General features: G+C 66.5%; 23 protein-coding genes. 20 read left to right on the forward strand and 3 right to left on the reverse strand.

The window, feature by feature from the left end:
- The first annotated feature begins 104 nt into the window (after nt 1-104).
- The 5 genes from RRX38_RS01515 (at nt 105) to RRX38_RS01535 (ending at nt 5791) form a co-directional block, all read left to right on the forward strand.
- Complete coding sequence (locus RRX38_RS01515; RefSeq protein WP_315961204.1) at nt 105-1226, forward strand: amidase; 1122 nt, start codon at nt 105-107, stop codon at nt 1224-1226.
- A gap of 21 nt (nt 1227-1247) precedes the next feature.
- Nucleotides 1248-1760, forward strand: coding sequence for a nuclear transport factor 2 family protein (locus tag RRX38_RS01520; RefSeq protein WP_295470848.1), 513 nt, complete (start codon nt 1248-1250; stop codon nt 1758-1760).
- Nucleotides 1761-1925: 165 nt separating this feature from the next.
- Nucleotides 1926-3374, forward strand: a complete 1449-nt coding sequence (locus RRX38_RS01525) for an APC family permease (RefSeq protein ID WP_315961205.1) — start codon at nt 1926-1928, stop codon at nt 3372-3374.
- Between the two features lie 100 nt (nt 3375-3474).
- Nucleotides 3475-4779 carry a hypothetical protein gene (locus RRX38_RS01530; RefSeq protein ID WP_315961206.1) on the forward strand — a complete coding sequence of 435 codons (1305 nt, stop codon included), beginning with the start codon at nt 3475-3477 and terminating at the stop codon, nt 4777-4779.
- 76 nt (nt 4780-4855) lie between these two features.
- Nucleotides 4856-5791 (forward strand): helix-turn-helix domain-containing protein, encoded by a 936-nt coding sequence (locus RRX38_RS01535; RefSeq protein ID WP_315961207.1) that lies wholly within the window; start codon nt 4856-4858, stop codon nt 5789-5791.
- Between the two features lie 50 nt (nt 5792-5841).
- Here RRX38_RS01535 and RRX38_RS01540 read toward each other — a convergent pair whose 3' ends face one another.
- Nucleotides 5842-6681: a helix-turn-helix domain-containing protein gene (locus RRX38_RS01540; protein ID WP_315961208.1), complete on the reverse strand. Its 840-nt coding sequence runs from the start codon at nt 6679-6681 to the stop codon at nt 5842-5844.
- A gap of 374 nt (nt 6682-7055) precedes the next feature.
- Between RRX38_RS01540 and RRX38_RS01545 the strand changes: the two genes are divergently transcribed.
- The 4 genes from RRX38_RS01545 (at nt 7056) to RRX38_RS01560 (ending at nt 12750) form a co-directional block, all read left to right on the forward strand.
- On the forward strand, nt 7056-8507 hold the full coding sequence (locus RRX38_RS01545; protein WP_295470841.1) for an APC family permease: 1452 nt from the start codon (nt 7056-7058) through the stop codon (nt 8505-8507).
- Between the two features lie 70 nt (nt 8508-8577).
- Nucleotides 8578-9996 (forward strand): aldehyde dehydrogenase family protein, encoded by a 1419-nt coding sequence (locus tag RRX38_RS01550; RefSeq protein ID WP_295470840.1) that lies wholly within the window; start codon nt 8578-8580, stop codon nt 9994-9996.
- Between the two features lie 10 nt (nt 9997-10006).
- A complete protein-coding gene (locus RRX38_RS01555) occupies nt 10007-11356 on the forward strand; it encodes an aminotransferase class III-fold pyridoxal phosphate-dependent enzyme (protein WP_315961209.1) in 1350 nt (449 codons plus the stop codon).
- A gap of 119 nt (nt 11357-11475) precedes the next feature.
- Complete coding sequence (locus RRX38_RS01560) at nt 11476-12750, forward strand: hypothetical protein (protein ID WP_315962617.1); 1275 nt, start codon at nt 11476-11478, stop codon at nt 12748-12750.
- Between the two features lie 638 nt (nt 12751-13388).
- Here the strand turns inward: RRX38_RS01560 and RRX38_RS01565 are convergent.
- Complete coding sequence (locus RRX38_RS01565) at nt 13389-14153, reverse strand: IclR family transcriptional regulator (RefSeq protein ID WP_315961210.1); 765 nt, start codon at nt 14151-14153, stop codon at nt 13389-13391.
- A gap of 162 nt (nt 14154-14315) precedes the next feature.
- On the opposite strand from RRX38_RS01565, the gene RRX38_RS01570 reads away from it, so the two are divergent.
- The 11 genes from RRX38_RS01570 to RRX38_RS01620 are packed head-to-tail and all read left to right on the forward strand — an operon-like array spanning nt 14316 to nt 25815.
- Nucleotides 14316-15860, forward strand: coding sequence for an acetolactate synthase large subunit (locus tag RRX38_RS01570; protein ID WP_315961211.1), 1545 nt, complete (start codon nt 14316-14318; stop codon nt 15858-15860).
- 3 nt (nt 15861-15863) lie between these two features.
- Nucleotides 15864-17354, forward strand: coding sequence for an aldehyde dehydrogenase family protein (locus RRX38_RS01575; protein ID WP_295473342.1), 1491 nt, complete (start codon nt 15864-15866; stop codon nt 17352-17354).
- A 25-nt stretch (nt 17355-17379) separates the two neighbouring features.
- Nucleotides 17380-18174 carry an SDR family NAD(P)-dependent oxidoreductase gene (locus tag RRX38_RS01580; RefSeq protein WP_295473344.1) on the forward strand — a complete coding sequence of 265 codons (795 nt, stop codon included), beginning with the start codon at nt 17380-17382 and terminating at the stop codon, nt 18172-18174.
- Between the two features lie 10 nt (nt 18175-18184).
- The gene (locus tag RRX38_RS01585; RefSeq protein ID WP_315961212.1) at nt 18185-19225 is read left to right on the forward strand and encodes a glycosyl hydrolase; all 1041 of its coding nucleotides are present in this window, start codon (nt 18185-18187) and stop codon (nt 19223-19225) included.
- A 10-nt stretch (nt 19226-19235) separates the two neighbouring features.
- Nucleotides 19236-19685 carry a VOC family protein gene (locus RRX38_RS01590; protein WP_295473348.1) on the forward strand — a complete coding sequence of 150 codons (450 nt, stop codon included), beginning with the start codon at nt 19236-19238 and terminating at the stop codon, nt 19683-19685.
- Nucleotides 19686-19699: 14 nt separating this feature from the next.
- Nucleotides 19700-20302 (forward strand): amino acid synthesis family protein, encoded by a 603-nt coding sequence (locus tag RRX38_RS01595; RefSeq protein ID WP_295473350.1) that lies wholly within the window; start codon nt 19700-19702, stop codon nt 20300-20302.
- Between the two features lie 24 nt (nt 20303-20326).
- Nucleotides 20327-21169, forward strand: a complete 843-nt coding sequence (locus RRX38_RS01600) for an alpha/beta hydrolase (protein WP_315961213.1) — start codon at nt 20327-20329, stop codon at nt 21167-21169.
- A 38-nt stretch (nt 21170-21207) separates the two neighbouring features.
- Nucleotides 21208-22812 carry a bifunctional 3-(3-hydroxy-phenyl)propionate/3-hydroxycinnamic acid hydroxylase gene (locus RRX38_RS01605; RefSeq protein ID WP_315961214.1) on the forward strand — a complete coding sequence of 535 codons (1605 nt, stop codon included), beginning with the start codon at nt 21208-21210 and terminating at the stop codon, nt 22810-22812.
- Nucleotides 22809-23603 carry a 2-keto-4-pentenoate hydratase gene (locus RRX38_RS01610; RefSeq protein ID WP_315961215.1) on the forward strand — a complete coding sequence of 265 codons (795 nt, stop codon included), beginning with the start codon at nt 22809-22811 and terminating at the stop codon, nt 23601-23603. Before RRX38_RS01605 ends, RRX38_RS01610 begins: the two co-directional genes overlap by 4 nt.
- Complete coding sequence (locus tag RRX38_RS01615) at nt 23603-24577, forward strand: helix-turn-helix domain-containing protein (protein WP_295473358.1); 975 nt, start codon at nt 23603-23605, stop codon at nt 24575-24577. The genes RRX38_RS01610 and RRX38_RS01615 overlap by 1 nt, the downstream gene beginning before the upstream one ends.
- Entirely contained in the window at nt 24577-25815 is a 1239-nt protein-coding gene (locus tag RRX38_RS01620) for a multidrug effflux MFS transporter (RefSeq protein ID WP_315961216.1), read from the forward strand. Before RRX38_RS01615 ends, RRX38_RS01620 begins: the two co-directional genes overlap by 1 nt.
- Here the strand turns inward: RRX38_RS01620 and RRX38_RS01625 are convergent.
- On the reverse strand, nt 25800-26336 hold the full coding sequence (locus tag RRX38_RS01625; RefSeq protein ID WP_315961217.1) for a peroxiredoxin: 537 nt from the start codon (nt 26334-26336) through the stop codon (nt 25800-25802). The genes RRX38_RS01620 and RRX38_RS01625 overlap by 16 nt on opposite strands.
- Between the last annotated feature and the right edge of the window lie 3 nt (nt 26337-26339).

Genomic DNA, 26339 nt, shown 5'->3' on the forward strand with positions numbered 1-26339 from the left:
GGAAATCCAGCCGCCAATGATAGACATTTCCAGCAATTTGAACAGCGTCGCGCGTGGCGCAGCCGTTCCGGGTGCACGCTGGCGACCGATGAGGAGCAAGGTACATGACAATCGTTGTCCAGCCCCTGGATCTCGGGGGCGATGGCTTGAGGGTAATGGTCAAGGACACCCTGGACGTGGCCGGTGTGCCGACCCGCGCCTCCAGCCGTGCGCTGGCCGATGCCGCACCGGCCGCCGAACACGCCGAGGTGGTGCGGCGCCTGCTCGACGCTGGCTGCCGGCTGACCGGCAAGACCGTACTGCATGAACTGGCCTTCGGCACCACCGGCATCAACCACTATGCCGGTACGGCGCCCAACCCGCGCTATCCGGGGCGCATTCCCGGTGGCTCATCGAGCGGCTCGGCGGCGGCCGTGGCTGCGGGCCTGGCGGACTTCAGCCTGGGCACCGACACCGGTGGTTCGGTGCGTGTGCCCGCCTGCTGTTGCGGGGTGTTCGGCCTCAAGCCCAGTTTTGGGCGGGTCAGCCGCCAGGGTGTGATGCCGACCCACAGCAGCCTCGACTGTGTCGGGCCGTTCGCCGCCACGCTGCCGATGCTGGTGCGCGCGATGAGTATCATCGACCCCTCGTTCCAGCCTGCGGCGGTGCCTGCGCGGATCACTGTCGGTGTGCTCGCTGTGCCCGCCAGCCCGGCGGTGCAGGCGGTGCTCGACCAGGCCTTGCAGGCCAGCGGCCAGAGCTTGCGTGCCGTGCAGTTGGAGGATTTCCAGGCGGCCTACGAAGCGGGCATGGCGGTGATCAATCGCGAAACCTTCGACGCCTGTGCGCCGCTGCTGGAAGGCGGCCAGGTGGCGCCCGACGTAGCCGGGCGCCTGCAGGCTGCCGGGCAGACCGATGACGCGGCCCTGGCCGCTGCCGAGCAGGTGCGCCAACGCTTCACCGCCCAGGTGGACGCCGCGCTGCAGGACTGTGACGTGCTGGCATTGCCGACCCTGCCGGATTTCCCGTTGCGCCTTGAAGAGGCAGCCGACACCCGTGCGGTACTGGGCATGACCGCACTGGTGCGGCCGTTCAACCTGTCCGGGCATCCAGCCGTCAGCCTGCCGTTGGGCAGCGACCACGGCTTGCCGGTGGGGCTACAGCTGGTGGCCGCCAAGGGCGCCGACGAGCAGTTGCTCGCCGCCGCCGAATGCCTGTTGCAGGCGCTGCATGCGGGCGCCCACTGAGCGGCCTTAAGGAGAGACGCGATGACCGATATCCAGCCACTGCTCGAACGCCTGAAGCGGCTCGAGAGCGAACAGGCGATCCGTGCCTGCATGAACCGCTACATGCTGCTGTGTGACCAGCTCGACGCCCACACGCCCCTCGACGAACTGGCCGGGCTGTTCACCCGCCAGGCGGTCTGGGAGGGCAAGGGCGCCAAATACGCGAAGAGTTTCGGAGGCTATCGAGGCCGCGAGGCGATTCGTGACATGTTCGCGCGCTACACCGAGCCACCGGCGCACTTCGCGCTCAATGTGCACTTCCTTACCAGTGAGCTGATCCGTGTCGATGGCGCGCAGGCCGAGGGCAGCTGGGTGATGCTGCAGACCAGCACCTTCGCCAGCGGCGCCTCGCACCTCAATGCCGCGCGTCTGGCGGTGCGTTTCGCCGAGGAAGACGGGCAGTGGCGCATGGCGCATTTCCAGACCGAAAACCTGTTCAGCCGGCCAGTCACGGCCTGGCACAGCGAAGCCGAGCTGCCAGTGCCCGGCCGTTGACCCCGGTGGCCGCAAAGACGGCCAATTTGGGATAGCCGCCGGCAGGGTGCAGGTCCAGTATCGAAGCCTGCCGACAGGCCCATAACAATAATCAGCCACGGGCGTGCCCAGCCTGTTCCCGTGGACCTCCCGCAACGACTGCCTCATAGAAAAAGGTATAACAGAATGAGCGTATCCTCCGGCGGTGGTTCGACCACGCAGCTTCGCCGCGGCACCCTGGGTGTCGCCATGATCGTGTTTTTCGTCATCTCCGCCGCCAGCCCGCTCAGCGTGCTGGCCGGGGGCTTTCCCATCGGCCTGATGCTGGGCAACGGCGCGGGCCTGCCGGCGCTGGTGATCGTGGCCCTGGCGGTGTTGCTGTGCTTCGCCGCCGGCTATACCGGCATGGCGCGCCATGTGACCCACGCCGGTGGTTTCTATGCCTTCATTTCCCGTGGCCTGGGCGGCATGGCCGGCGGTGCGGCCGGGGTGCTGGCGATGGTCGCCTACAACATCCTGCAGGCGGGCATGTACGGCCTGTTCGGCGCGGTGTTCGCCGGCACCCTGGAGGCCGGTAGCGGCATCCTGGTGCCTTGGTGGCTGGGCTCGCTGCTCGCCCTGCTGGGCATCGCCTGGCTCGGTTACCGCAATATCGACCTCTCGGCGCGGGTGCTGTCGATCATGGTGATCGCCGAATACGCGGTGGTGGTCGTGCTGGACGTGGCGATCTTCAGCCAGGGCGGGCTGCACGGGCTGAACCTGGAGTCCTTCACGCCGACCCAGATCGGCAGCGGCAACCCCTCCATCGGCCTGCTGTTCTGCTTCGCGGCCTTCATCGGCTTCGAAGCCTCCACGCTCTATGGCGAGGAGGCGCGCGACCCGCAGCGCACCATTCCACGGGCGACCTACATCTCGGTGTTGCTGATCGGCGGCTTCTACACCATCTCGGTGTGGGCCATGGTGCTCGGTGCCGGCACGGACGAAGTGGTGGCGCGCCTGCAGGCGACCCAGGACCCGACCACCTTTCTCTATGCGCTGTCCGACCAGTATGTCGGCGCCTGGCTGACCACGGCCATTCGCCTGCTGTTCGTGGTCAGCCTGTTCGCCGGCCTGCTGGCTTTCCACAACGCGGCGGCGCGTTATTTCTTCGCCATCGGGCGTGATGGTCTGCTGCCCGAGCGCCTGGGCAACACCCACCGCGTGCACCAGAGCCCGCATATCGGCTCGCTGGTGCAGAGCCTGGTGGCGGCGACCATCCTCTGCATCTTCGCGCTGATCGGCGCCGACCCGGTGCTGCAGCTGTTCTCCTGGTTCTCCAACCTGGCCACCCTGTGTCTGATTCTGCTGATGGCGCTGACCTCCCTGGCGGTGATCGGCTTCTTCAAGGCGCGCCCGCAACTGGTCAGCAGTGCGCTGCGCTGCTTCATCCTGCCTGCCGTGTCGGGCGTGGCGCTGTTGGCGATCGGCCTGACCGCCGTGGTGCACTTCGACGTGCTTACCGGTGCCAGCACCTCGATCTCGGTGGTGCTCTGGTCGGTGATCCCGCTGTCGGTGGTCATTGGCCTGCTGCTCGCCGCGCGGCTGCGCAGCCAGGCACCGCTGCGCTTCAGTGCACTGGGCAATCAGTCGGCCTGAGCAGCCACCCTTCTTCCTCCCGACGCGGCACAGACCGCGCGGGAGCCTCGCTTGACCGCTGCCTACTAAAAAAATACCTCGTGGTTAAGGATCTGAATCCATGCGTTATCACAGCATTCTCGGCGTCATTACCCTGGCCGGCCTGACGGCTCACGCCCAGGCATTGCCATTGATCGACACGCCCGACACCCACGTCAGCGTCGAAGGCCTGGCGGCCTACGGACTGTTCGACAGCCGCAAGCGCTATGACGGCGGGGAGGGCGGCAAGCACTGGCGTGAAGGTTTCATCAAGTACGGACTCAAGGGCGATACCCGCATGGCCGATGCCGGCACCCTGTATGGCGCCTTCGCCCTGGTGTCATCGGCCACTTGGGGCGATGGCGATGCTGGCGGTTTCACCGACGGCTCCGAGCGCACCACCAAGATCGAGGACGCCTACCTGGGCTGGCGTTCCGCTGACCTGTTCCCGGCCTTCGGCCAGGACGGCGTGGATTTCTCGTTCGGCCGCCAGGTGTACAAGGTCGGGCGGGGCTTCCTGATCAACGACGACGGCCCGAACCTGGGCAAGGGCGTCGCCGACGGCAGCCTCAACCGGGGCGGTGCCTATTACCTGGGTGCCCGACATGCCTTCGACCGTACGGCGGTATTGCGCCTGGGCGGCGAGCAGGGCTGGCACGGCAGTGCGGCCTGGCTGAAGTCCGACAACCGCGCCCAGGCCGAGCCGGAACTGAGTGTCGTCGACCTGCAATACACCCAGACGATCGGCACCCTGGCGGCGACCTGGATCCACGGCCTGGATGTCTCGCGGCGCTTCGCCAGCGAGTTCCAGCAACGCCGCGACGGCATGAACGTCTATGGCCTGCGCGCCGAGGGCAACGCCGGTATCGACAACGCCAGTTTCGCCGCCGAGTACGCCCTGCAGGACGCCCAGGGCGACCAGGCACGGGCCTGGTACCTGGAGGCCGGCTACCGCTTTGCCGACCTGTTGTGGGCACCGACGCTCACCGCGCGCTACACCCGCTACGGGCAGAACTGGGACTCTCTGCTGACCGGCTACAGCACCGGCTACGGCACCTGGTTCCAGGGCGAGGTGGCAGCCAATTACGCCGGGCCATTCAACAGCAACACGGCGGTCAGCCATCTGGGCCTGAAGGCCAACCCGCTGGAAGCCCTGACCCTGGGTGTGCTGTTCTTCGATTTCCGCACCCTGGGTGACCGCCAGGTGCGCAACCTCGATGGCCGCGAGCTGGACCTGTTTGCCGAATGGGCGGTGTCGCCGCACCTGATCGTTACGCCGCTGATCGGCCTCTATCGCCCCGAGCGCAGCGCGGCGGACGGCGGCAGCCAGTCCGGGGGCAACGGCACCAACCTCTACAGCCAGCTGACTGTGGCCGTGCCGTTCTGATGGCGTGGGAGCAGGGGCCCTGGCCTGGAGATTGCTTCCCCTCAGCCAGGCTCCTGTTGCAGCGAGAACACCAGCGATGTTGTGCGAGATACGCCGTTTCGACGATGTGGATGTGCATGCCGGGGCGATCCTCGGCTGGCAGCAGACCTACGACCAGCTCAGCACCGGGCACGCCAGCACACTGCTCAAGCACGTCACCGGCGAGCGCTTCCAGATCTTCCAGGAGGCGCTCGACAAACGCGTGGTGCAACGCGGCACTGCGCCCCACGGGCGCCTGTGCCTGGCCATGCCGGTATCCCATGCCGGGCCGGCGGTGTTTCAGGGCCGCAGTATCGATACCCAGAGTGTCACCCTTCTGCACAGTGGCCAGGAATTCTTCGTCCAGGCCACCGAGGGCATGGACCTGTTGGCCATCACCGTGGATGCCGTTCGTCTGGAGCGCCTGGCCGACCTGGAGCTCCCGGCGCCGTCAGCCCGTCGTCTGGGCGCTCTGGCACGCCTGGAAATGCACCAGGATGTGCTCGCGGCGGTGCGTGGTCAGTTGCTGGACTTGGTAGACGCCGCATTGGCTGCAAAACAGTTACCGGAGAAGTTGCTGGAAGATCGCGTCATGGCGTGCATGCTCGACCTGCTCGGGCAGGCCGTGGAACGTGACGGGCGGGCGGTAAACCATGCGGTCAGCGCCTACCTGGTGCGGCAGAGCCAGGAGCTGGCCCTGGACCTGGCGCAGCGCGACGAGCCGGTTTCGGTACTGGAAATCTGCGAGTGCCTCAACGTCAGCCGCCGCACCCTGCAGCGCAGTTTCCAGACCCTGACCGGCTTGCGCCCGGTGGAGTACCTGCGTGCCGTGCGGCTCAACGCCGCGCGTCGGCGCCTGCGCGGTACCGACCCACGGCAGCTGACCGTGGCGCGGGTGGCCAGTGACCTGGGCTTCACCCACCTGGGGCACTTCGCCGGTTATTACAAGACGCTGTTCGGCGAACATCCTTCCGAGACGCCACGCCACGGCTGAGCCCGGCTGCCTATCGGCGTATGTTCCGTAGCGGGGCAGGGCGCCTGCTTTCAGTGCAGGTCCATTACCCGGATACGCTCGTTCCAACCGTCCTGGCTGACGCGCCGGTGGTAGTCGTTGGGGGTGGTGCTGACCAGCTTCTTGAAGTCGCGCAGGAAGTGCGACTGGTCGGTGAAGCCCAGTTCCATCGCCAGCTCCGAGAACGACACCTGCGCCTGGGTGGTGATGCTGTTCAGCGCGGCCTGGCAGCGGATGATCCGGCAGAAGGTCTTGGGGGTCATGCCGGTGTCCTGGCGGAACTGGCGCTGCAGGGTGCGGCCGCTGTAGCCGCTGAGGTCTTCCAGCTGGCTGACGCGGATGTCGCCGCGGTGGGCGATGATGGTGCGCACCACCTGGCTGGTCAGCCCCGCGCTGGTCTCGCCCAGGCGCTGGGCGGCGAAGGCGTTGAAGCAGCTCATCTGCTCGTCGAAGCCGGGGCTGGCAGCGATGGTGTCGATCAGCGACTGGGCGCCGGGGACGATGTCCAGCAGGTTGATCTCCTGCTCGGTGAGTTCTTCGGCCAGATTGTGCAGCAGGCCCGGCACCACGCCAGGGCGAAAGCGCAGGCCGAAGTAGCGGTGACGGTGTAACAACTCGACACGCCGGGCCTCCAGCGGGGTGCCACAGACCCGCGCGGCGGGATGATCGGTATCACAATCGAAGATGATGTCGACGCAGCCGTCCGGCACCGCGAAGGTGCGCTCTGCCGAGGGCGCGACATCGAACGCATAGTAATGGGCGATGGCCGGATGCCGCGTGTTCATCACGCAGTAGCGCGACGAGTTCAGCACGAACCAGGGCTGTTCACAGGCGTTGCGTGGCGTGGGCGCGGGGCTGGACGGGATCATCATGAGGTCTGCGTGGTTACACGTCGTTGTTGTCGGTCATCAGGCAGCAATTAACGTACCAGTCGCACGGCCGCCGCCTCTCGGGGCCAGGGCACCGATCCTACGTGCCTCCACCCTCGCGCTGTTATCCATGTTCGGCAGCTTTGCAGGCTCGAGCCCACTCCTGGCGCACCAGCACAGTGCGCCGGGTGACCGCCATCAGCGTGCTGCCGGGGTGGTGCGTATCGGCTGCCAATTCGGGATAACGCCTGCCCGGCGATCGGCATAGCATCGATTCAGGCCTGCGAGCCCCATAACAAGACGCATGCGAGCCGCGCCTGACGCCAGGTGCCGGCTTTTCCAAGACAACGACTGCCTCATACAACAAGGTCAAGAAAATGAGCGTATCCGTGACTTCCGCCGCCAGTTCCACCGGCCTGCGGCGTGGCGCCCTGAGCGTCGGCTTCATCATCTTCTTCGTGGTCTCGGCCGCGAGTCCCCTGAGTGTGCTGGCCGGTGGTTTTCCCATCGGCATCATGCTCGGCAATGGCGCGGGTACGCCGGCGTTGCTGATTCTGGCATTGCTGGTGCTGCTGGCCTTCTCGGTCGGCTACACCACCATGGCCCGTCACCTGACCAACGCCGGTGGCTTCTACGCCTTTTCCTCGCGGGGCCTGGGCGGGCTGGCAGGCGGTGCAGCCGGGGTGCTGGCGATGTTCGCCTACAACATTCTGCAGGTCGGCCTGTACGGCATGTTCGGCGGCGTGGTGGCCGGCACCATGGCCACCGTCTTCGGCATCGACTGGCCCTGGTGGACCTACTCGCTGCTGGCCATGGCCAGCATCGCGGTACTGGGTTACCGCAACATCGACCTGTCGGCCCGGGTGCTGTCGTTCATCGTGGTCGCCGAGTACCTGGCCATTCTCGTTCTCGATGTGGCGATCCTGCGCAGCGGCGGTGACAGCGGCATCAACTTCGACTCGTTCAAGAGCGAACAGGTGTTCAGCGGCACGCCCTCGATCGGCCTGCTGTTCTGCTTCGCTGCGTTCATCGGCTTCGAGGCCACGACCATCTACGGCGAAGAGGCCAAGAACCCGCAGCGCGCGATTCCGATCGCCACGTATGTCTCGGTGCTACTGATCGGCTGCTTCTACGCCCTGTCGATCTGGTCGATGGTCATCGGCGTCGGTGCCGACAAGATCGTCGGCGTGCTGCAGAACCTCGGCGACCCGACACACTTCATCTATGGCCTGTCGGATCACTTCGTCGGCCCCCGCCTGACCGAGGTGATCCGCGTGCTGTTCATGGTCAGCATCTATGCCGGCCTGCTGGCCTTTCACAATTCGGCGGCGCGCTACTTCTACGCCATCGGCCGTGACGGCCTGCTGCCGCGCAGCCTGGGGGTCACCCACCGCATCCACCAGAGCCCGCACATGGGGTCGGCGCTGCAGAGCCTGATCGCCGCGGTGGTGGTGCTGGTTTTCGCGGCCATGGATGCCGACCCGATCCTGCAGCTGTTCGCCTGGTTCTCCAGCCTGGCCACCCTGTGCCTGCTGCTGCTCATGGCCATGACCTCGGCAGCGGTTCTGATGTACTTCCGGCGCAACCCGCAGCTGGGCCTGGGGGTGACACGGCGCCTGCTGCTGCCGGCATTCTCCTGCGTGGCGCTGGGCATCGTGCTGGTCATCGCGGTGCTGCACTTCGACGTGCTCACCGGTTCCAGCCAGGCGTTGTCATGGCTGCTCTGCGCGGTGATTCCGGCAGCGCTGGCCGGCGGGGTGCTGCTGGCCGCGCGGCTGCGGCGCGTCTCGCCGCAATGCTTCGCCGCCCTGGGCAGCCACAAGCTCTGAACGCTCAAGCGCTTACGCCCATCATTTGGCGCTGGCCGGCGGAGGCTGGCGCCCGAAACTGGAGGTTCTCATGTACGACTATCGAATGTTGATTGACGGTGCCCGGGTCGAGGGCGAGGCCGGCCACTTCGACATCATCAACCCGGCCAGTGGCGTCGCCTTCGCCCAATGCGGTGCCGGTTCCATCGCCCAGCTGGACCAGGCCGTCGAGGCGGCGCAGCGCGCCTTTGGCGAATGGCGGTTGAGCAGCCATGCGCAGCGCAGCGCCTGCCTGCAGCGTATTGCCGACGACCTGGAACACGAGGCCGATGCGCTGGCGCGGCTGATCGTGGCCGAGCAGGGCAAGCCCCTGGCCCTGGCGATGTCCGAGGTCATGGGCGGGGTGGCCTGGACGCGCTACGCCGCCGGCCAGGAGATTCCGGTGGAACTGGTCGAGGAAAACCCCAGCCAGCGCGTGGAGTTGCATCGCAAGCCGCTGGGCGTAGTGGCCTCGATCACGCCGTGGAACTGGCCGTTCATGATCGCCATCTGGCACATCATGCCGGCGCTGCGTGCCGGCAACTGTGTGGTCAGCAAGCCGTCGAGCCTGACCCCGCTGAGCACCCTGGCGCTGGTGGAGATCATCGCTCGCCACGTGCCACGCGGGGTGATCAACGTGATCACCGGCGAGCGCGGTTTCGGCAGCGCCATCTCCAGTCATCCGGGTATCCACAAGATCGTCTTCACCGGCTCTACCGCCACCGGCCAGCGGGTGATGCAAGCGGCAGCCGGCAACCTCAAGCGCCTGACCCTGGAGCTGGGCGGCAACGACGCGGCCATCGTGCTGCCGGGCACGGCGGTGCAGGAGGTGGTCGAGGACATCTTCCAGGCGGCGTTTCTCAACATGGGGCAGACCTGCGCGGCGCTCAAGCGCCTGTACGTGCACGAGTCGCAGGTCGAGGCATTCGGCGAGGCGCTGGCGAGCATTGCGCGGCGCCAGGTGATCGGCGATGGCCTGCAGCCCGAGGTCACCTTCGGCCCGGTGCAGAACCTGGAACAACTGCAGTTGGTCGCCGAACTGGTCGATGACGCCCGGCGCCAGGGCGGGCGGGTGTTGTGCGGTGGGGAGCGGCTGGCGCAGCCGGGCTATTTCTATCCGCCGACCATCGTCACCGGCGTGCACGATGGCCAGCGCCTGGTGGACGAGGAACAGTTCGGTCCGGTGCTGCCGGTGATCGCCTACCGCGATGTCGAAGAAGTACTGCAGCGCGCCAACCACAGCGATATGGGGTTGGGCGGCTCGGTGTGGGGCAGTGACCCGGACCAGGCCCAGGCCCTGGCCAGTCGCCTGGAAAGCGGCGTGGCCTGGGTCAACTGCCACGCGCAGATCCAGCCCAATACGCCGTTCGGTGGCTGCAAGCTGTCGGGCTTCGGGGTCGAGTTCGGCCTGGAAGGGCTGCTGGAGTTCACCACCCAACAGCTGCTTTATGTGCGCAAGCCCAAGGGCTGAGGAGACGCTCATGTACGACCGCTATCGCAACGCTGAAAAGAAATTCTGGCACCCCATGGGCAGCGCTGCCCCCGGCCAGCGTGACAAGACCCTGGTGATCGCCAGGGGCGACGGCAACTACGTCACCGACATCGACGGCAACCGCCTGCTCGATGGTGTGGGTGGTCTGTGGAATGTCAACGTCGGTCACAATCGTGCCGAGGTGAAAGCCGCCATCGCCGCCCAGCTCGACGAGCTGGCCTATTACCAGACCTTCGATGGCATCGCACATCCGCGCGTATTCGACCTGGCCGAGCGGCTCACCGGGATGTTCGCGCAGGAGCGCATGAGCCGGGTGCTGTTCAACTCGGGCGGTTCCGATGCCGTGGAAACCGCACTGAAGATGGCCCGTCAGTACTGGGTGGCCGCTGGTGAGCCCGGGCGCACGCGCTTTCTGTCGCTGCGCAACGGTTACCACGGCGTGCACCTGGGCGGCACGTCGGTCGGTGGCAACGGTGTGTATCACTACAACCACGGCCCGCTGCTCGCGGGCTGCCACTTGCTCGACACACCCTGGTTGTACCGCAACCCGTGGGATTGCCGCGAGCCGCAGGCGCTGGTCGAACATTGCATTCGCCAGCTGGAAGCGCAGATCCAGTTCCTCGGAGCCGGCAGCATCGCCGCATTCATCGCCGAGCCGGTGCAGGGCGCCGGCGGAGTCATCGTACCGCCGGCCAGCTATTGGCCGCGCCTGCGCGAAGTCTGCGACCGCCACGGCATCCTGCTGATCGCCGATGAGGTGGTCACCGGCTTCGGTCGCTCCGGCTGCCTGCTGGGCAGCCGTGGCTGGGGGGTGGCGCCGGACATCCTGTGCCTGGCCAAGGGCATCTCTGCCGGTTACATCCCGCTGGGCGCCACGCTGTTCAATGCGCGTATCGCCCAGGCCATCGAGAATGGCCCGGGGTTCTCCAGCATGGTCATGCACGGCTACACCTACAGCGGCCACCCGGTGGCCTGTGCGGCGGCGCTGGCGGTGCTGGACATCGTCGAAGCCGAGGACCTGCCTGGCAACGCCGCCCGCGTCGGCGCCGGGCTGCTCGAACAGTTGCAGCCGCTGGTGGATCGGCATGCGGTGGTCGGCGAGGCGCGGGGCAAAGGCTTGATGATTGCCCTCGACCTGGTCGCCGACAAGCGCACCCGTGAACCGCTCGACCCGGCCGCCGGGCATGCCGCGCGCATCGCCGATGCGGCGCGCCGTGCGGGTGTGCTGGTGCGGCCTGTGGGCAACAAGATCATCCTCTCGCCGCCGCTGACACTCAGCGCTGACGAGGCCGCCAGCCTGGTCGAGGCGCTGGACAAGGCACTGACACGCCACCCTTGATCACGACCGGTCCCTGCGCGATGCAGGTCCGGGCAGCAGACACATAACGACCCTCGGCAAAGGGGGCAGGAGCAGACAACATGCGCAATCGACGACTGGCCACGGGCCTGGCCCTGACCATGGGCCTGAGTACGGCAACTGGCACCCAGGCCTATGAGTTGTACGCCGATGACGACACTCATCTGAATGCCGACATGCAGGCGGTATTTGGCTGGATGAACAGCCGCAAGAACTACGACGGTACGCCAGGAGGGTCGAGCTGGCGCGAAGGCTTCATCAAGTACGGCGTCAGTGGTGATCAGGGATTGGGCGGGGCGGGGACCCTGCGCGGTGCGTTCAACCTGGTCAGTTCGGCCACCTGGGGCGATGGTGATGCGGCGGGCAATACCGACGGCAGCGAGCGCACCACCAAGATCGAAGACGCCTGGCTGGGCTGGCGCTCTGCCGATCTGGTGCCGGCGCTGGGCCAGGACGGCGTGGACTTTTCGTTCGGGCGGCAGGTGGTCAAGCTCGGCCGCGGCTTCCTGATCAACGACGACGGCCCCAATCTGGGCAAGGGGCCGGCTGGCGGCGACCTGAATCGTGGCGGTGCCTATTACATAGCTGCCCGCCACGCCTTCGACCGTACCGCAGTGCTGCGCCTGGGTGGCCAGGATGGCTTGCACGGCAGCGTGCTGTGGCTCAAGTCCGACAACCGCGCCCAGGCGGAAACCGAACTGGCCGCCGGCACCCTGGACTACAGCGGCGCGGCGGGAACCCTGGGGCTGACCTGGATCCATGGCCTGGACGTCAACCCGCGCTGGGCCAGCCCGCTGCAAAGCCAGCGCAAGGACCTGGACGTGTACAGTCTGCGCGGGGAGGGCAGTGCCGGTATCGACAATGCCAGCTTCGCCTTTGAATACGCCTGGCAGGACAAGCCGCAAGGCAGCGAGCAGGCCTGGTATGGTGAGGCCGGTTACACCTTCGCCGATGCCCCTTGGGCGCCGACCCTGACCTACCGCTACACCCGCTACTCCACGGGCTGGGATTCACTGTTCACCGGCCTGAGCACTGGCTATGGCACCTGGTTCCAGGGCGAAGTGGCGGCCAACTACGCCGGGCCGTTCAACAGCAATACCGGCATTCACCACCTGGGGCTGAAGGTCAAGCCACGCGAAGACCTGACCCTCTGCGCGCTGTACTTCGACTTCAGCACCCTGGGCCGGCGCAGCCAGCTGAACCTGGACGCCCGCGAGCTGGACCTGTATGCCGAGTGGGCAGTCAGCGAACACTTGATCGTCAGCCCGTTGGTGGGGCTCTACCAGCCGCGCAAGAGTGCTGAAAACGGCGGCAACCAGGTGGGTGGCAACGGGACCAACGTCTACAGCCAACTGCTGCTGATCATGCCGTTCTAGGTCCAATGCAGGTCAGTTAGACCATTGGAGCTTGCTCGCGAATGGCAGGCTATCTGGATCGGGTACACCCGCCGCAGCATCAGTGCCCTTTAGTCACCTTTCCGCCTTTACGGCGGGTTACTTTTGGTTTCCAGGTGCCCTGCGCGCCAAAAGTAACCAAAAGCCATTGCTCCTGGCTTGGGTCTGCCCTGCGGGCAGACTTCCCTCCTTCCGGCGCCCTTCCAGGGGGCCGGCGCAATGGGCCGTCCCTGGCCCAGTGCGCCTAAGCCGGCTTCCCTGCCGGCTTACCCCCTTCCATGACACCTCCACTCGGCCTGCACCGAAGTCGCGTTCGGCGGCGTCTGCAAGTTCTGTGCTTTAAAAGCGAAAGCGACGCCAAATCAGATTGCTCTGGTCTAAAAGATCAGTATGGGTTCTAGGCCCAATACGGTTTGATTAAGCGCTTTGTGGCCCGGTGGGAGCGGCTTTAGCCGCGAAAGCGCCAGGAAATTCAGTGCATCTGTTGTGAAGAGGCGGTCGCTTCGCGGCTGAAGCCGCTCCTGCCCGGTCTAACCGACCAGTATTGGTTCTAGGCCCAGTACAGGCCCAACTGACTTATCCGTAATGGATGCCTGGCCTGCTCGAAACGGCTGGCTCCATCACGGACCGTCGGCACGCTGGGCGTGCATGTTGGCGGCGATGCGCCGTGCGGTTTCGATCACCATGTCGGTGACCGTTTCCTGGCGCAGCAGTTTGAAGCTCGCCGTGTCGCCCACCGCCGACAGGCTGCCGACCACTTCCTTGCCCTCCAGGCTGACGATCGGTGCGGCGATCCCGGTCAGGCCCTTGTTCAGTTCGTCGTGGGTGATGCAGTAGCCGTCCTTGCGGATTTTCTTCGCCACCCGGGCGAACTCCGACCAGGCGTAGTGGTTGCAGGGGTGGCCCGGGTCGCCGGCGATATGGTCTTCGAACAGCTTCAGCAGGTGCCGGCCCTTCTGGTAGGCGACCAGCACCTTCGACTGTGCGCCGCGGAAGATCGGCAGTGGCTGGCCACGGCCGAAGGTGAACTGGTGCTGGCTGCTCGGGTCGGTGATCCACGTGTTGATGATGTGCCCGTCGTAGAACACGCTGACGAACACCGCCAGGCCGGTCTCGGCCGACAGTGCCTCGATTTCCTGGCGTCCGGCGCTGAGGATCGGGTCGTACTGACGCATCATCCAGTCCAGTTCGATGATCCGCGGACCCAGGCCGTAGCTGCCGGCACCGACGCGAGTCAGCAGGCCGGCGTCGCACAGGTCTTTCACATAGCGGTACACCGTGGCCCTGGACAAGCCCATGCGCTCGGCGATGGTCTCCGGGTCGATCTGCAACTGGTCAGGACCGAACAGGTCCAGAACGGCCAGGGTCTTGCGCAGGCTGCTCATATCGTTGCCTCGATGGCGAAGTGTCTTTTGGATGTGGCAGAAAATACCCTTAAAAATCTCATTTGTCTCGTATTTTGAGTAAAACAACAAAATTAGGTTGTTTGTCGTTTTTCAAAATGGAATAAATCTCACACAACAAAGCCAGCCTGTGAGGCCAGACAAATGAACGGAGCCCAGTTGCTCATCCAGGCCGCCGCCGCGAGCGGGGTCGAGTACTGTTTTGCCAACCCCGGGACCACCGAAATCCCGCTGGTCGCCGCCCTGGCCGGAGACACTCGGCTCAAGCCCGTGCTGTCGCTGTTCGAAGGGGTGTGCACCGGTGCCGCCGATGGTTACGGGCGTATCGCCGGCAAACCGGCCATGACCCTGACCCACCTGGGGCCAGGCTTCGCCAATGGCATCGCCAACCTGCATAACGCCCGCCGCGCCAATACGCCAATCGTCAACGTGATCGGTGACCACGCCTCCTGGCACGTCAACTACGACCCGCCACTGGCCAGCGATATTCAGGCGCTGGCCGGCTCGGTGTCCGCCTGGGTGCGCTTGTCGCGCAGCGCCCGGCACCTGGGGGAAGACCTGCAGGACGCGGTGCAGGCGGCCTGGCAGCCGCGCGGACAGATTGCCAGCCTGATCCTGCCGATGGACCTGCAGGCCCAGCAACTCGACACCCCCATTGCCCCATTGGCGCCACTGCAGGCGCCGGTACGTCGCTTTGCCGCCGACCGCGTCGAGCAGGTCGCCGCGCAGTTGCGCGCCGGCAAGCGCCTGGTGTTCATCGTCGGTGACGACGGCCTGAGCATCGCCGGCTTGCAAGCTGCCGGACGCCTGGCTGGCCTGCCGGGGGTCAAGCTGTTCGCCGAGACCTTCCCGCGGGTCAGCCAGCGTGGCGGTGGCCTGCCGGACCTGGACCGCCTGCCGTACTTCCCGGAAGTGGCCATCGGCATCCTTGACCAGTACGACCTGGTGGTGTGTGCCGGGGTTGGCGAACCGATCAGCTATTTCGGTTACGAAGGTATCGCGTCGCGTCTGGCCGGTCGTGAGCGCCTGCTGAATCTGGCCGAAGTCGGCGACGACGTCAGCGGCGCCCTGGCCGCCCTGGCCGACGCCGTGCAGGCGCCGGCCTGGACAGCAGCCCCGCAGGGCATCGAGCTGCCGGCTGGCGATGCCGCCCTGAGCCCGCAATCGGTGGGCCTGGTGCTGGCCGCCGCGCTGCCCCAGGACGCCATCGTCTCGGTAGAGGGCGGCACCTGTGGCTACCCGTTCTTCACCGCCTCGGCACGTGCCGCCCGCCATCGGGTGCTGACCAATACCGGCGGCGCCATCGGCCAGGGCATACCCGCCGGCTTCGGCGCGGCGCTGGCCGAGCCGGGTACGCCGGTGTTCTGCCTGCAGTCCGACGGCAGTGCGCAGTACACCATCCAGACACTGTGGAGCATCGCCCGCGAGCAGTTGCCGGTGGTCATCCTCATCGCGGCCAACCATCGCTACGCGATCCTGCAGAACGAGCTGCGCCGCTACGGCGTCAGCGACTTCGGCCCCCAGGCCCTGGCCCTTACCGAACTGGACCGGCCACGTATCGACTGGCCGGCGCTGGCGCGTGGCTATGGCGTGCCCGCCAGCACCGTGCGCACCAACGCCGAGCTGCACCAGGCCCTGGCGCGCGCCAAGGCTTCGGCAGCCCCTTGCCTGATCGAGATGGAGTTGTAAGCCATGAGCGAAATTGCCTTGCTGCCTGCGGTGCGTGCGTTCCTGGCCGCGCCCCACGGCCTGTTCATCGACGGTACCTGGCAGGCGGCGGCCAGCGGTCGTCGCCTGGAGGTGGAAAACCCGGCCAGCGCCAGTGTCATCGCCGCAGTGGCCGAAGGCGCCGAAGCCGATGCCGACGCGGCCGTGGCGGCTGCCCGCGCCGCTTTCGAAGGCCCCTGGCGCCAAGTGTCGCCGGCACGCCGTGGCCAGCTGTTGTGGCAACTGGCCGAACTGATCGACCGCCATGCCGAAGAACTCGCGCAACTGATCACCCTGGAGAACGGCAAGCCGATCGCCAATGCGCGGGGCGAAGCAGCCAGCGCGGCCAGCATCGTGCGCTACTTCGCCGGCTGGCCGACCAAGATCGAGGGCAGCACCCTGCCGGTGTCGCCGGCCAGCGGTGCGCCGATGCTCAATTACACCCTGCGTGAGCCGGTGGGGGTCTGCGCGCTGATCGTGCCGTGGAATTTCCCGCTGACCATGTGCGTGTGGAAGCTCGGTCCGGTGCTGGCCACCGGTTGTACGGCGGTGCTCAAGCCCGCCGAGCAGACCCCCTTGGTGGCGGTGCGCCTGGTGCAACTGATCGAGCAGGCCGGCTTTCCTGCCGGGGTGGTCAACCTGCTCACCGGCCTGGGCCTGCACACCGGCGCGCCGCTGGCGGCCCATGCAGGCGTCGATAAGGTGGCCTTCACCGGCTCTACCCAGGTGGGGCGGCTGATCGCCCAGGCGGCCACCGGCAACATGAAAAAGGTGTCGCTGGAGCTGGGCGGCAAGTCGCCGAACATCATCCTTCCCGATGCCGATATCGCCCGCGCCGCCAAGGGCGCGGCCGACGGCATCTTCTACAACCAGGGCCAGGTATGCACCGCTGCGTCGCGTCTTTACGTGCATGAAAGCGTGCTGGATGCGGTGCTCGACGAGCTGCAGCGGCATGCTCGCGCGCATGTGCTCGGCCCCGGCCTGGACAGCCGCAGCACCCTCGGGCCGCTGGTGTCCGGGCGTCAGCTGGAGACGGTCACTGGCTACCTGCGCCGTGGCACCGAGGAGGGCGCCGAGCTGGTCTGCGGTGGCGGGCGACCGGAGCACCTGGAGCAAGGCCATTTCATTCAGCCGACGGTGTTCCTCGACCGCGCCGAGCGCGCCTGCGTGGCCCGCGAGGAAATCTTCGGCCCGGTGCTGACGGTGATGAGCTGGCGTGAACCGGAGGACCTGGTGCAGCGCGCCAACGACTCGCCCTACGGTCTGGCGGCCGGGCTGTGGACCCGCGACCTGCGTTCGGCGCACCGCCTGGCAGCGCAGCTGAAGGCCGGTTCGATCTGGATCAACTGCTGGAACGTGGTCGACCCGGCCTCGCCCTTCGGCGGTTACAAGCAGTCCGGCTGGGGCCGGGAAATGAGCAAGCACGTGATCGACGCCTACACCGAGACCAAGAGTGTCTTCGTCGATCTCGCCTGACCAACCAATAACAAGAGGAACGATCATGGATCTGCAACTGCAAGGCCGTGTGGCCATCGTCACCGGCGGCGGCATGGGTATCGGCAAGGAAGTCGCGCGCTTCCTGTCGCAGGAAGGCTGCAAGGTGGTGATCTGCGCCCGGCGCATGGAATACCTGCGCCCGGCCGCCGAAGAGATCAGCGCCGAAACCGGCAACGAAGTGCTGCCGCTGTTTTGCGACACCAACGACATGGCGGCGGTGGCCGACATGGTGCAGCAGGCCGTCGAACGCTTTGGCCGTATCGACATCCTGGTCAATGGCGCCGCCGCGCCGTCGGGCGTGGTGCGCAACGACATCGAGCACGCCGGCGACGACGAGCTGCTCTCGGACATGAACACCAAGGTGATTGGCTATTTCCGCTGTGCCAAGGCGGTGACCCCGCACATGAAGCAGGGCGGCTTCGGGCGCATCATCAACATCGGCGGCTTGACCGGCCGTGGCAGCAAGGTGCTGTCGGGCATGCGCAACCTGGCCATTGCCCACATGACCAAGACGCTGTCCGACCAGCTCGGCCCCTCGGGCATCACCGTCAACCTGATTCACCCCGGCGTGGTAGACACCCCGCATATCCAGGAACTCTACGAGCGCGAAGGCGTGAAGCAGGGCAAGACCCCGCAGCAGGTCGAGCAGGGCTACATCGACGCCACTCCCATCCGCCGGACCCTGCAGCCCATCGAGATGGGGTGGCTGATCGGCTTCCTGGCTTCGCCCAAGGCTGGCGCAATCACCGGTGAGTCCATCGGCATCGATGGCGGCCTGACCCGCGGCATCTTCATCTGAGGAAGCAATCATGAGCAATGGAACCCTGTTGGTGGCCACTGTCGGCCAGGCGGTGATCCGCAGCGCCGACGACGGCCAGACCTGGCATCGCCTGGGGCTGGGCCAGGCCATCGAGTTCGACGCCATCACCCGTTCGCTGAGCCTGAGCCCGGCCAACCCCGAAGTGATCTATGCCGGCACCGACGTGGGCCTGTGCGTCAGCCACGATGTCGGCGGCCACTGGGCGCGGGTCGAGTCGCCGTTCAACGGCCAGACCGTGTGGAAAGTCGCGGTCGACCCCCAGGACCCGCAGCGCATCTTCGTTGGCACCGGCGCACCCTCGCGGGCGGTGCTGTGGCGCAGCCTGGATGGCGGCGCCAGCTGGTACCGGGTGCCGGTGGAGATTCCGGAGTTCTGCGAAGGGGTGAGCAAGCCGCGGCTGCTGGCCTTCGCCTACGACCCGACCGACCGTGACCAGGTGTGGTTCGGCCTGGAAGAGGGCGGCCTGTTTCACAGCCGCGATGGCGGCGAAAGTTTCACCCGTGTCGACGATCGCCTGCTGTGGGACTACAACTCCGACGTACACAACATCGTGGTGCTGCCCAACCATGGCCGCAAGGTGATCGTCGTGGTGTGCGTCAACGCCGTGTACCGCAGCCTCGACGAAGGCCGTACCTGGAGCGGCATCATCGGCAAGGAGGCCTTCGGGCTGTATTACCTGCGCGTGCTCAATGCCCCGGCAGGCAGCGAGGACACGCTGTACCTGAGCATCTCCGACGGCACGCCGGGCACCACCAGCAAGGTGCTGGTCTCGCAGGATGCGGCCGAGAGCTGGGAGGTGCTGCCGCTGCCGCAACAGCCCAATTCCTGCGTGTGGGCCATGGCCTTCAACCCCGCCGACCCGCGCCAGATGCTGGCCGGGACCAAGTACGGGCATCTGTTCACCTCGGTTAACGGCGGCCAGGGCTGGCAGAAGCAGTGGCGTGAGTTCAGCGAGATCGCTGACGTGCTGTGGACACCGGCGGTGGCGCAGATCAAGTCTGGACACCAGTCCGTCATCAAGCACAAGTGAGGAGAGGGCGATGAAAGTCGAGATCGTTCGTACGCACCTGTCGTTGTTCGTCCGCGACCCGGAGGTTTCGGCGCGCTGGTATGCCGATGTGCTGGGCATGCACGAAAGCGCCAGGGGCGAGAGCTGGATCATGATGGCCTTCGGCGCCAAGCACCATGACATTGCCCTGATCAAGGCCGAACCGGGCGCCCACCAGGGCGGCCTCGGCCTGCAGCACTACGGCCTGGAAATCGCCGGTGACATGACCACCCTGCGCCAGCTGTACGGCATGTTGCTGGGCAAGGGCGTGGAGATCGTCAAGATCACCGATCACGAGATCGGCAACGGCCTCTACTTCAACGACCCCGATGGCAATCGCATGGAATTCTTCCTCGAAACCGAGCACGACGACGCGCGGGCCAAGGAGCGCTTTCGCGTCGCTGGCGCACCCAGCCGGCATTTCGACCTCGATCCTCTTTAATCCAGGACACCGCTATGAAACCGAGCAATTTCGCTACCTACCACATTCGCAAATGGTACAGCTTCAGCGAAGAGACCCTCGCCAACGAGAGTGGCCAGCTGGCCGATGGCGAGCCGCTGTTCAAGTACGTCATCGCGGCAGCGATTCACAACCCCTACGCCGGTCAGTTCAGCCAGGATCTCGCGCAGTTGGTGGACGACTCACCGAAGCTGGGTGAGGAATTCGGCCGACGCATCCGTGAGCTGGCCGCCGGCCGCTCGATCGTCAGCTACGGCAAGGCCTGCGTGGTCGGCAGCCAGGGCGAGTACGAGCACGGCAACGCGTTCCTCACCAACCCGGCTGCCGACCCGGTGCGGGTGGCCCTGGGCGGTGGCATGTCGTGGGTGCCTTCGACCGGCAAGCGCGGTGCGCCAGGGGTGACCATCGACGTGCCGCTGGCGCACAAGGATGCCCTGTACGTGCGCTCGCACTACGACACCATTTCCGTGTCGTTCGGCGATGGCCCGGCGCCCAACGAGGTGATCATCATCTGGGCCTTCGCCACACGCGGCCGGCTGCATGCGCGTCTGGGCGGCCTCAGCGCTGAGGCGATCAAAGGCGATAACGGCCTGACCTGACAGGTCGGCCGGGGGAGAACCGTGATGTCAGTACGCAGTGTGTTTTTCACCAATCGCAGCGGCGTGCGCCTGCATACCCTGCAGTATGGCGCGACCGGTGCCACCCCGGTGGTGCTGCTGCACGGGCTGCGCGCCTATGCGCAGACCTGGGCGCCGCTGGCTGCGGCGCTGGGCGACGGCTACTGCTGCTACGCGCTGGACCAGCGCGGACGCGGCCTGAGCGACTGGGCACCGAGTGACAGCTACCGCACCGACTGCTACGTCGACGACCTGGAAGACCTGGTCGCCCATCTGGGCCTGGAACGTTTCTTGCTCGTCGGTCACTCGCTGGGCGGCGCCAACGCGCTGGAGTACGCGCGTCGTCATCCGCGGCGCCTGCTGGCGCTGGTGATCGAAGACATCGGGCCGGGTTCGTCCAGCGCCGGTGACGGCGCAGCACGCATCCGCCGGGAAATGCAGCAGACCCCGCTGGTGTTCGCCGACTGGAACGCCGCTCGTGAGTTCTGGCGTCGCGCACGGCCTGGGCTGGCGGAGGAGGGTATCGAGTCGCGCCTGGCGCATTCGATGCGGGAAAGCCCCGAAGGCATCGTCTGGCGTCACGACCAGCAGGGTATCGCCGAGGCCCGCTTGAGTATCGAACCGACCGACCTGTGGCCGGCGGTACGGGCGCTGCAATGCCCGACCCTGTTCGTACGCGGCGGTCGCTCGGATTTCCTGCCGCCGGCCACCGTCGCGGCGATGCTGCAGGCCAATGCCCGTATTCGTGCCGTCGAAGTCGCCGATGCCAGCCATTACGTTCATGATGATCAGAGCGCCATCTTCAACCAGGTGGTCAGCGCGTTCCTGCGAGAGTCGCAGGACCGCTGAGTGTCACCGCAAAACCTACAAGAAACGGGTGAGAGAGCATGAGACGCGAGACCACTCAGGTTGTAATCGTCGGCGCCGGGCCGAACGGGATCACCGCTGCCCACTACATGGGGTTGCATGGCATTGACTGCGTGGTGCTGGAACTGGCCGAGGGCATCCTGCCGTACCCGCGTGCGGTGGGCATGGATGACGAAGCCTTGCGCGTGCTGCAGGGCATCGGCATCGCTGACATCGCCGTGCGCGACATGATCTGCGACGTGCCGCTGCGCTACTACAACGCGCGGGGCGTGTGCTTTGCCGAGGTCAAGCCGAGCGTGGCCGAGTATGGCTGGCCGATGCGCAACATCTTCATGCAGCAGTTGCTCGAAGGCACCTTGCGTGACGAGCTCGGGCGTCACCCCCAGGTGCAGCTGCGCCTGGGCCACGAGATGCTCGACCTCAGCCAGGACGAGCAGGGCGTGACCCTGCAGGTGCGCGGTGCCGACGGCCAGACCTACGAGCTGCATGCGCAGTACCTGATCGGCGCCGACGGCGGACGTTCGAACGTGCGCAAGAAGCTCGGCATCGAATTGCTGGGCATGACTCACCCGCGCAAGTGGGTGGTGGTGGATGTCTGCAACGACTCCCTGGACGCACCTTACACGGCCTTGCACGCCGACCCCGAGCGGCCTTTCGTATGCATCTACCTGCCCTACGGGCAGCGGCGCTGGGAATTCATGCTCAAGGAAGGCGAGGATGAGCAGCGCATGTGCGAGGAGTCGACCATCCGCGGGCTGATCCGCGGGCACATCGGCGACGCGGTGGATGAGCTGCAGATCGTGCGCATCCGTGCCTACACCCACAACTCCCGTGTGGCGGCGCGCTTCGTCGAGGGCCGCGTGGCGCTGGTCGGCGATGCTGCGCACATCTCGCCACCTTGGGCGGGGCAAGGTCTCAACTCCGGGCTGCGCGACGTGGCCAACCTGGTGTGGAAGATCGCTGCGGTGCTCAAGGGGCGGGCCTCGCCGAGAATCATCGCCAGCTACGACACCGAGCGGCGTGGCCATGCCACCGACCTGATCGGCCTGGCCGACAACATGGGCGCGGTGCTGGGCCTGACCAACCCGCTGATGGCCGGGGTGCGCGACTGGCTGTTCCAAGCGGTGAACACGGTCGACAACCTGCGTTCGTACCTGCTGGAGTTCAAGTTCAAGCCCAAGGCGACCATCACCAAGGGGCTGGTCTATCACGAACGCGAGGAGTTGCGCGAAGGCGACCTGGTCGGCCAGCTGTTCGTGCAACCGCAGGTCGAAGATGCCGAAGGCCGCCGCCGACGCCTGGATGAAGTGCTGGGCGACTCCTATGCGGTACTCGGCTACCGGGTCAACCCGGCCGCCGGCCTGAGCGAGGCGACGCGCGCCTACTGGCAGCGCTGGGACACCCGTTTCATTCAGGTCAACCGTTCGCGCAGTGGCATGCGCAGCCAGCCGTTGAGCGCCGACGGGGCGATCAGCGTCGAGGATGTCGATAACCGCCTGGCCAACTGGTTCTCCAAGGTGCGCGACAGCGTCGTGGTGGTACGCCCGGACCGCTTCGTGGCGGCCATCACCACGCCGGAACGCCTGGAATCGGTACTGGCTCGCCTGGAGAAACAACTGTCATGAACCCTCTCGACGATTTACCTGGCCGCCTGCTGCACTGCGCTGACCAGGCCGTAGCCCTGCCGGCTGAACAGGCTCCGGCGGACCTGGATGTGACGACGGGCTACCGGCTACAGCGCAGCAACCTGGCGCTGCGCCTGGCGCGTGGTGAACGCTTCAGCGGCTGGAAAGTGGCCTTTGCCGGCGCTGCGGCGCAGGCGCGCTTCGGCCTCGGCGAGCCGGTCTATGGCGGCCTCACCGAGGCCATGGCGGCCTTGCCAGGGGCGGCCCTGGATCTCGCGGGCCTGGTCGACCCACGGCTGGAGATCGAGATCGCCTTCATCTTCGCCCGTGACCTGCCGCCCGGTGACTACAGCGACGAGCAGATCATCCAGGCCATCGGTGGCGTGGCCCTGGCCTTCGAAGTGGCGGACTGCCGCTGGGCTGGCTGGCGCTTCGAGGCCGGCGCTTTCCTGGCCGACAACGCCGCCGCCGGCCGTTATTGCCTGTCGGCGGCGCTGCCGTTCAGCGCCAGCCGCCATCAAGCGCTGGACTACGCACTGACCCGCGACGGCGTGGCGCTGGGCCGCGGGCAGACTGGCGACGCCGCAGACTCGGCGCTGCCGATCACCTGTTGGCTGGTTCGCCGCCTGCTGGCCGACCAGCAGGCTGTGCGCGCCGGGCAGGTGGTGCTGACCGGTGCCTTGCTGGCGCCGTTGGCCATCGAGCCTGGCCATTACCGTTTCACCCTCGCCGGGCGAGCGCTGGAGTTGGATTTCGTCAGTCGAGAGGTCAGCGCCAAGGAGGATGCCTGATGTTCGCGCAAACCCGTAGTTTCACCGATCTGCACGAACACGCCGGAGCTATCTCCGGCTGGCGGCAGACCTATGACCAGATGGGCCGCGGGCCGCTGAACACCGGCTTGTCGCAGGTGTGTGGCGAGCGCTTCCAGCTGTTTCAGGAGTCCTTCGACAACCGTATCGCGCAACACGGCCAGGCCCCGCGGGGGCGCATGTGCATCGCGGTGGTGCTGCCGGCCGGGCAGGCGCCGATCGTGCAGAAGCAACTGGTGGGCGCGCACAGCGTCATGCTGCTGCGTCCGGATGAGGATTTCGTGGTTCAGGCGCCGGCCGGCACCCGTTATTTCGGCGCCACCGTCGACCTGGTGCGCTTCGCCGAGCTGGCAGCCTTCGAGCTGTCGGCCGGGCAGTTGCAGCGCGCCAAGACGCTGTCGCAGCTGGAAGTGCCCGGGGCGCTCATCGAACGCCTGTTGCAGCGCATCTATGCCGCGTTCCAACTGATGGTCGAACGTGACGGCGCGGCTGATCACAGCACCGAGAAGTTCATCGAGGACACCCTGCTGGAGACCTTGCTGGACCTGTTCAGTGGCGCCTGCGACGTGCCGCGTGGACGCCAGGGCAACATTGCGGTGAGTGCCTGGCTGGTCAAGCGCAGCCAGGAACTGGCCCTGGCGCGCCTGGAGCAGCCGCCGAGCATCCTCGACCTGTGCGCCGAGCTGCGCGTCAGCCGGCGGACCCTGCAGAACAGTTTCCAGGCGGTGACCGGCATGCGCCCGATCGAATACCTGCGCAACCTGCGTCTCAATGCCGTGCGCCGCAAACTCAGGGCCACGGCGGTGGAGCAGGGCACGGTGGGCGAGATCGCCGGGCAGATGGGCTTCAGCCACCTCAGCCATTTTTCGCTCAATTACCGCGAGTTGTTCGGCGAGTACCCGTCGCAGACCAAGCGCCAGGCTGGCAGCCCGCTTTGCAAGGTCGGCAACGCCTGATGAGCGCTGCGAAAGGTTCTGCGCCGCTGATTGCACTGCTGGCTACGCTGTGTGCCCTGGTGCCTTTGTCGATTGACACCTACCTGCCCAGCCTGCCGGACATCGCCCTCGACCTGAACGCGGAAACGGCGCGGGTGCAGTCGACCATCGGCCTGTTTCTCGCCGGGTTGTGCAGCGGCATGCTGATCTGCGGCCCGCTGTCGGACCGTCACGGGCGTCGACGTCTGCTGCTTGGCAGCCTGGCCTTGTACCTGCTGGCCTCGCTGGCCTGCACGCAGGTTACCAACGTGACCCAGTTGCAGGGCCTGCGCTTCATCCAGGCGCTGGGCGGCGCGGGGGCCCTGGTGTTGGCACGCACCGTGGTACGTGACCTGTACCCGTTGAGCGAGTCGGCGCGGCTGCTGTCGCTGATGCACGTCATCGCCATGCTCGCCACGCTGGTGGCACCGGTGTTGGGCACCTGGCTGGTGCTGCTGCACGGCTGGCGGACGATCTTCGTGGCCTTGTTCCTGGCAGCCGCGGCGTGCCTGCTGGTGGCCTGGCGGCTGTTGCCGGAAAGCCTGCCGACACACGCTCGGACGGCCTCGCTGGGGGCGTCGTTCCGGCATTACGCGGCGATCCTGCGCCACCCGCTGGCGCTGCTGTACATCCTCGCCATGGGCCTGTCGGTGGGTGGCATGTTCGCTTTCATCACCGCTTCGTCTTTTCTGTTCATCGAGCACTTCGGCTTTTCGCCGCGCGGCTTCAGCCTGGTGTTCGCCCTGAACATCGTCGGCATCATCATCGCCACCGTAATCAATGCACGCTTGGTGCGGCGGCGCGGGCCAAGGGCGATGCTGGGGATCGGCAGCCTGGTGGCCGGGGCCGCGGGTGCGGCGCTGCTGGTGGTGGGCCTGACAGGGTGGGCGCAGCCGCTGTCGATCATCCTCTGCGTGGTGGCGTTCATGGGCATCAGCGGCTTGATCGGTTCCAACTGCATCGCCAGCCTGATGGCGCTGTTCCCGCACAATGCCGGAGCCGCCGTGGGCCTGGCCGTGGCCCTGCAATTCGCCTGTGGCGCGCTGTTCAGTGCTCTGGTCAGCCAGTTGGGTGACGGCACAGCGCGCCCGATGTGCCTGGTGATCGGGGGGTGTGGGGTGGCGAGCCTGGTGTGTTACGCCGGTATCCGCCTGTTGAGCGAGCGCCAGGCGGCATTGATTCATGCCGATGAAGGCCGATCGCCTCAGCAGCGCGCCTGACGCAGCCAGTCCAGCACCTGCCCGGCGTTGTTGGCCGGGTCGGGAATGTCGCTGAACAGCTGGGCCACCCGGCCGTTGTCAATCACCAGCGCGGCGCGGCCGTAGACGCGTATCGGCCCGGCCTGGTAAAGCGGCAGGCCCAGGGCTTCGCCCAGTTGGCAGGTCGGGTCGGAAAGCAGCGGGTAGGGCAGCTGAATGCGCTCGACCAGCTCCTGCTGGTAGGCGGTGTCTTGTGAGGACAGGCCGAACAGGCCTGCTACGCCCAGCGCGGCGAAGTCCTGGAAGTGGTCGCGAAAGCCGCAGGCCTGCGGCGTGCAGCCCTTGGCACCCGGTACGCTGGCCATCTCGGCCGGGGCCGGCAGGTGCGGGTTGCCGCTGCGCGGGTAGATGAACACCACGCACAGGCCGCGCTCGCGGCTGAGGTCTACCGTTTGGCCATCGGTGGCGGGCAGGGTGGTGCTCGGCAGTGGCTGGCCGATCAGCCGGTCACGCAGGGCTTGCTGGGAGTCTGGCAGGGTCATGGA

The sequence above is a fragment of the Pseudomonas sp. DTU_2021_1001937_2_SI_NGA_ILE_001 genome (assembly GCF_032463525.1).
In the GTDB taxonomy this organism is placed as follows: domain Bacteria; phylum Pseudomonadota; class Gammaproteobacteria; order Pseudomonadales; family Pseudomonadaceae; genus Aquipseudomonas.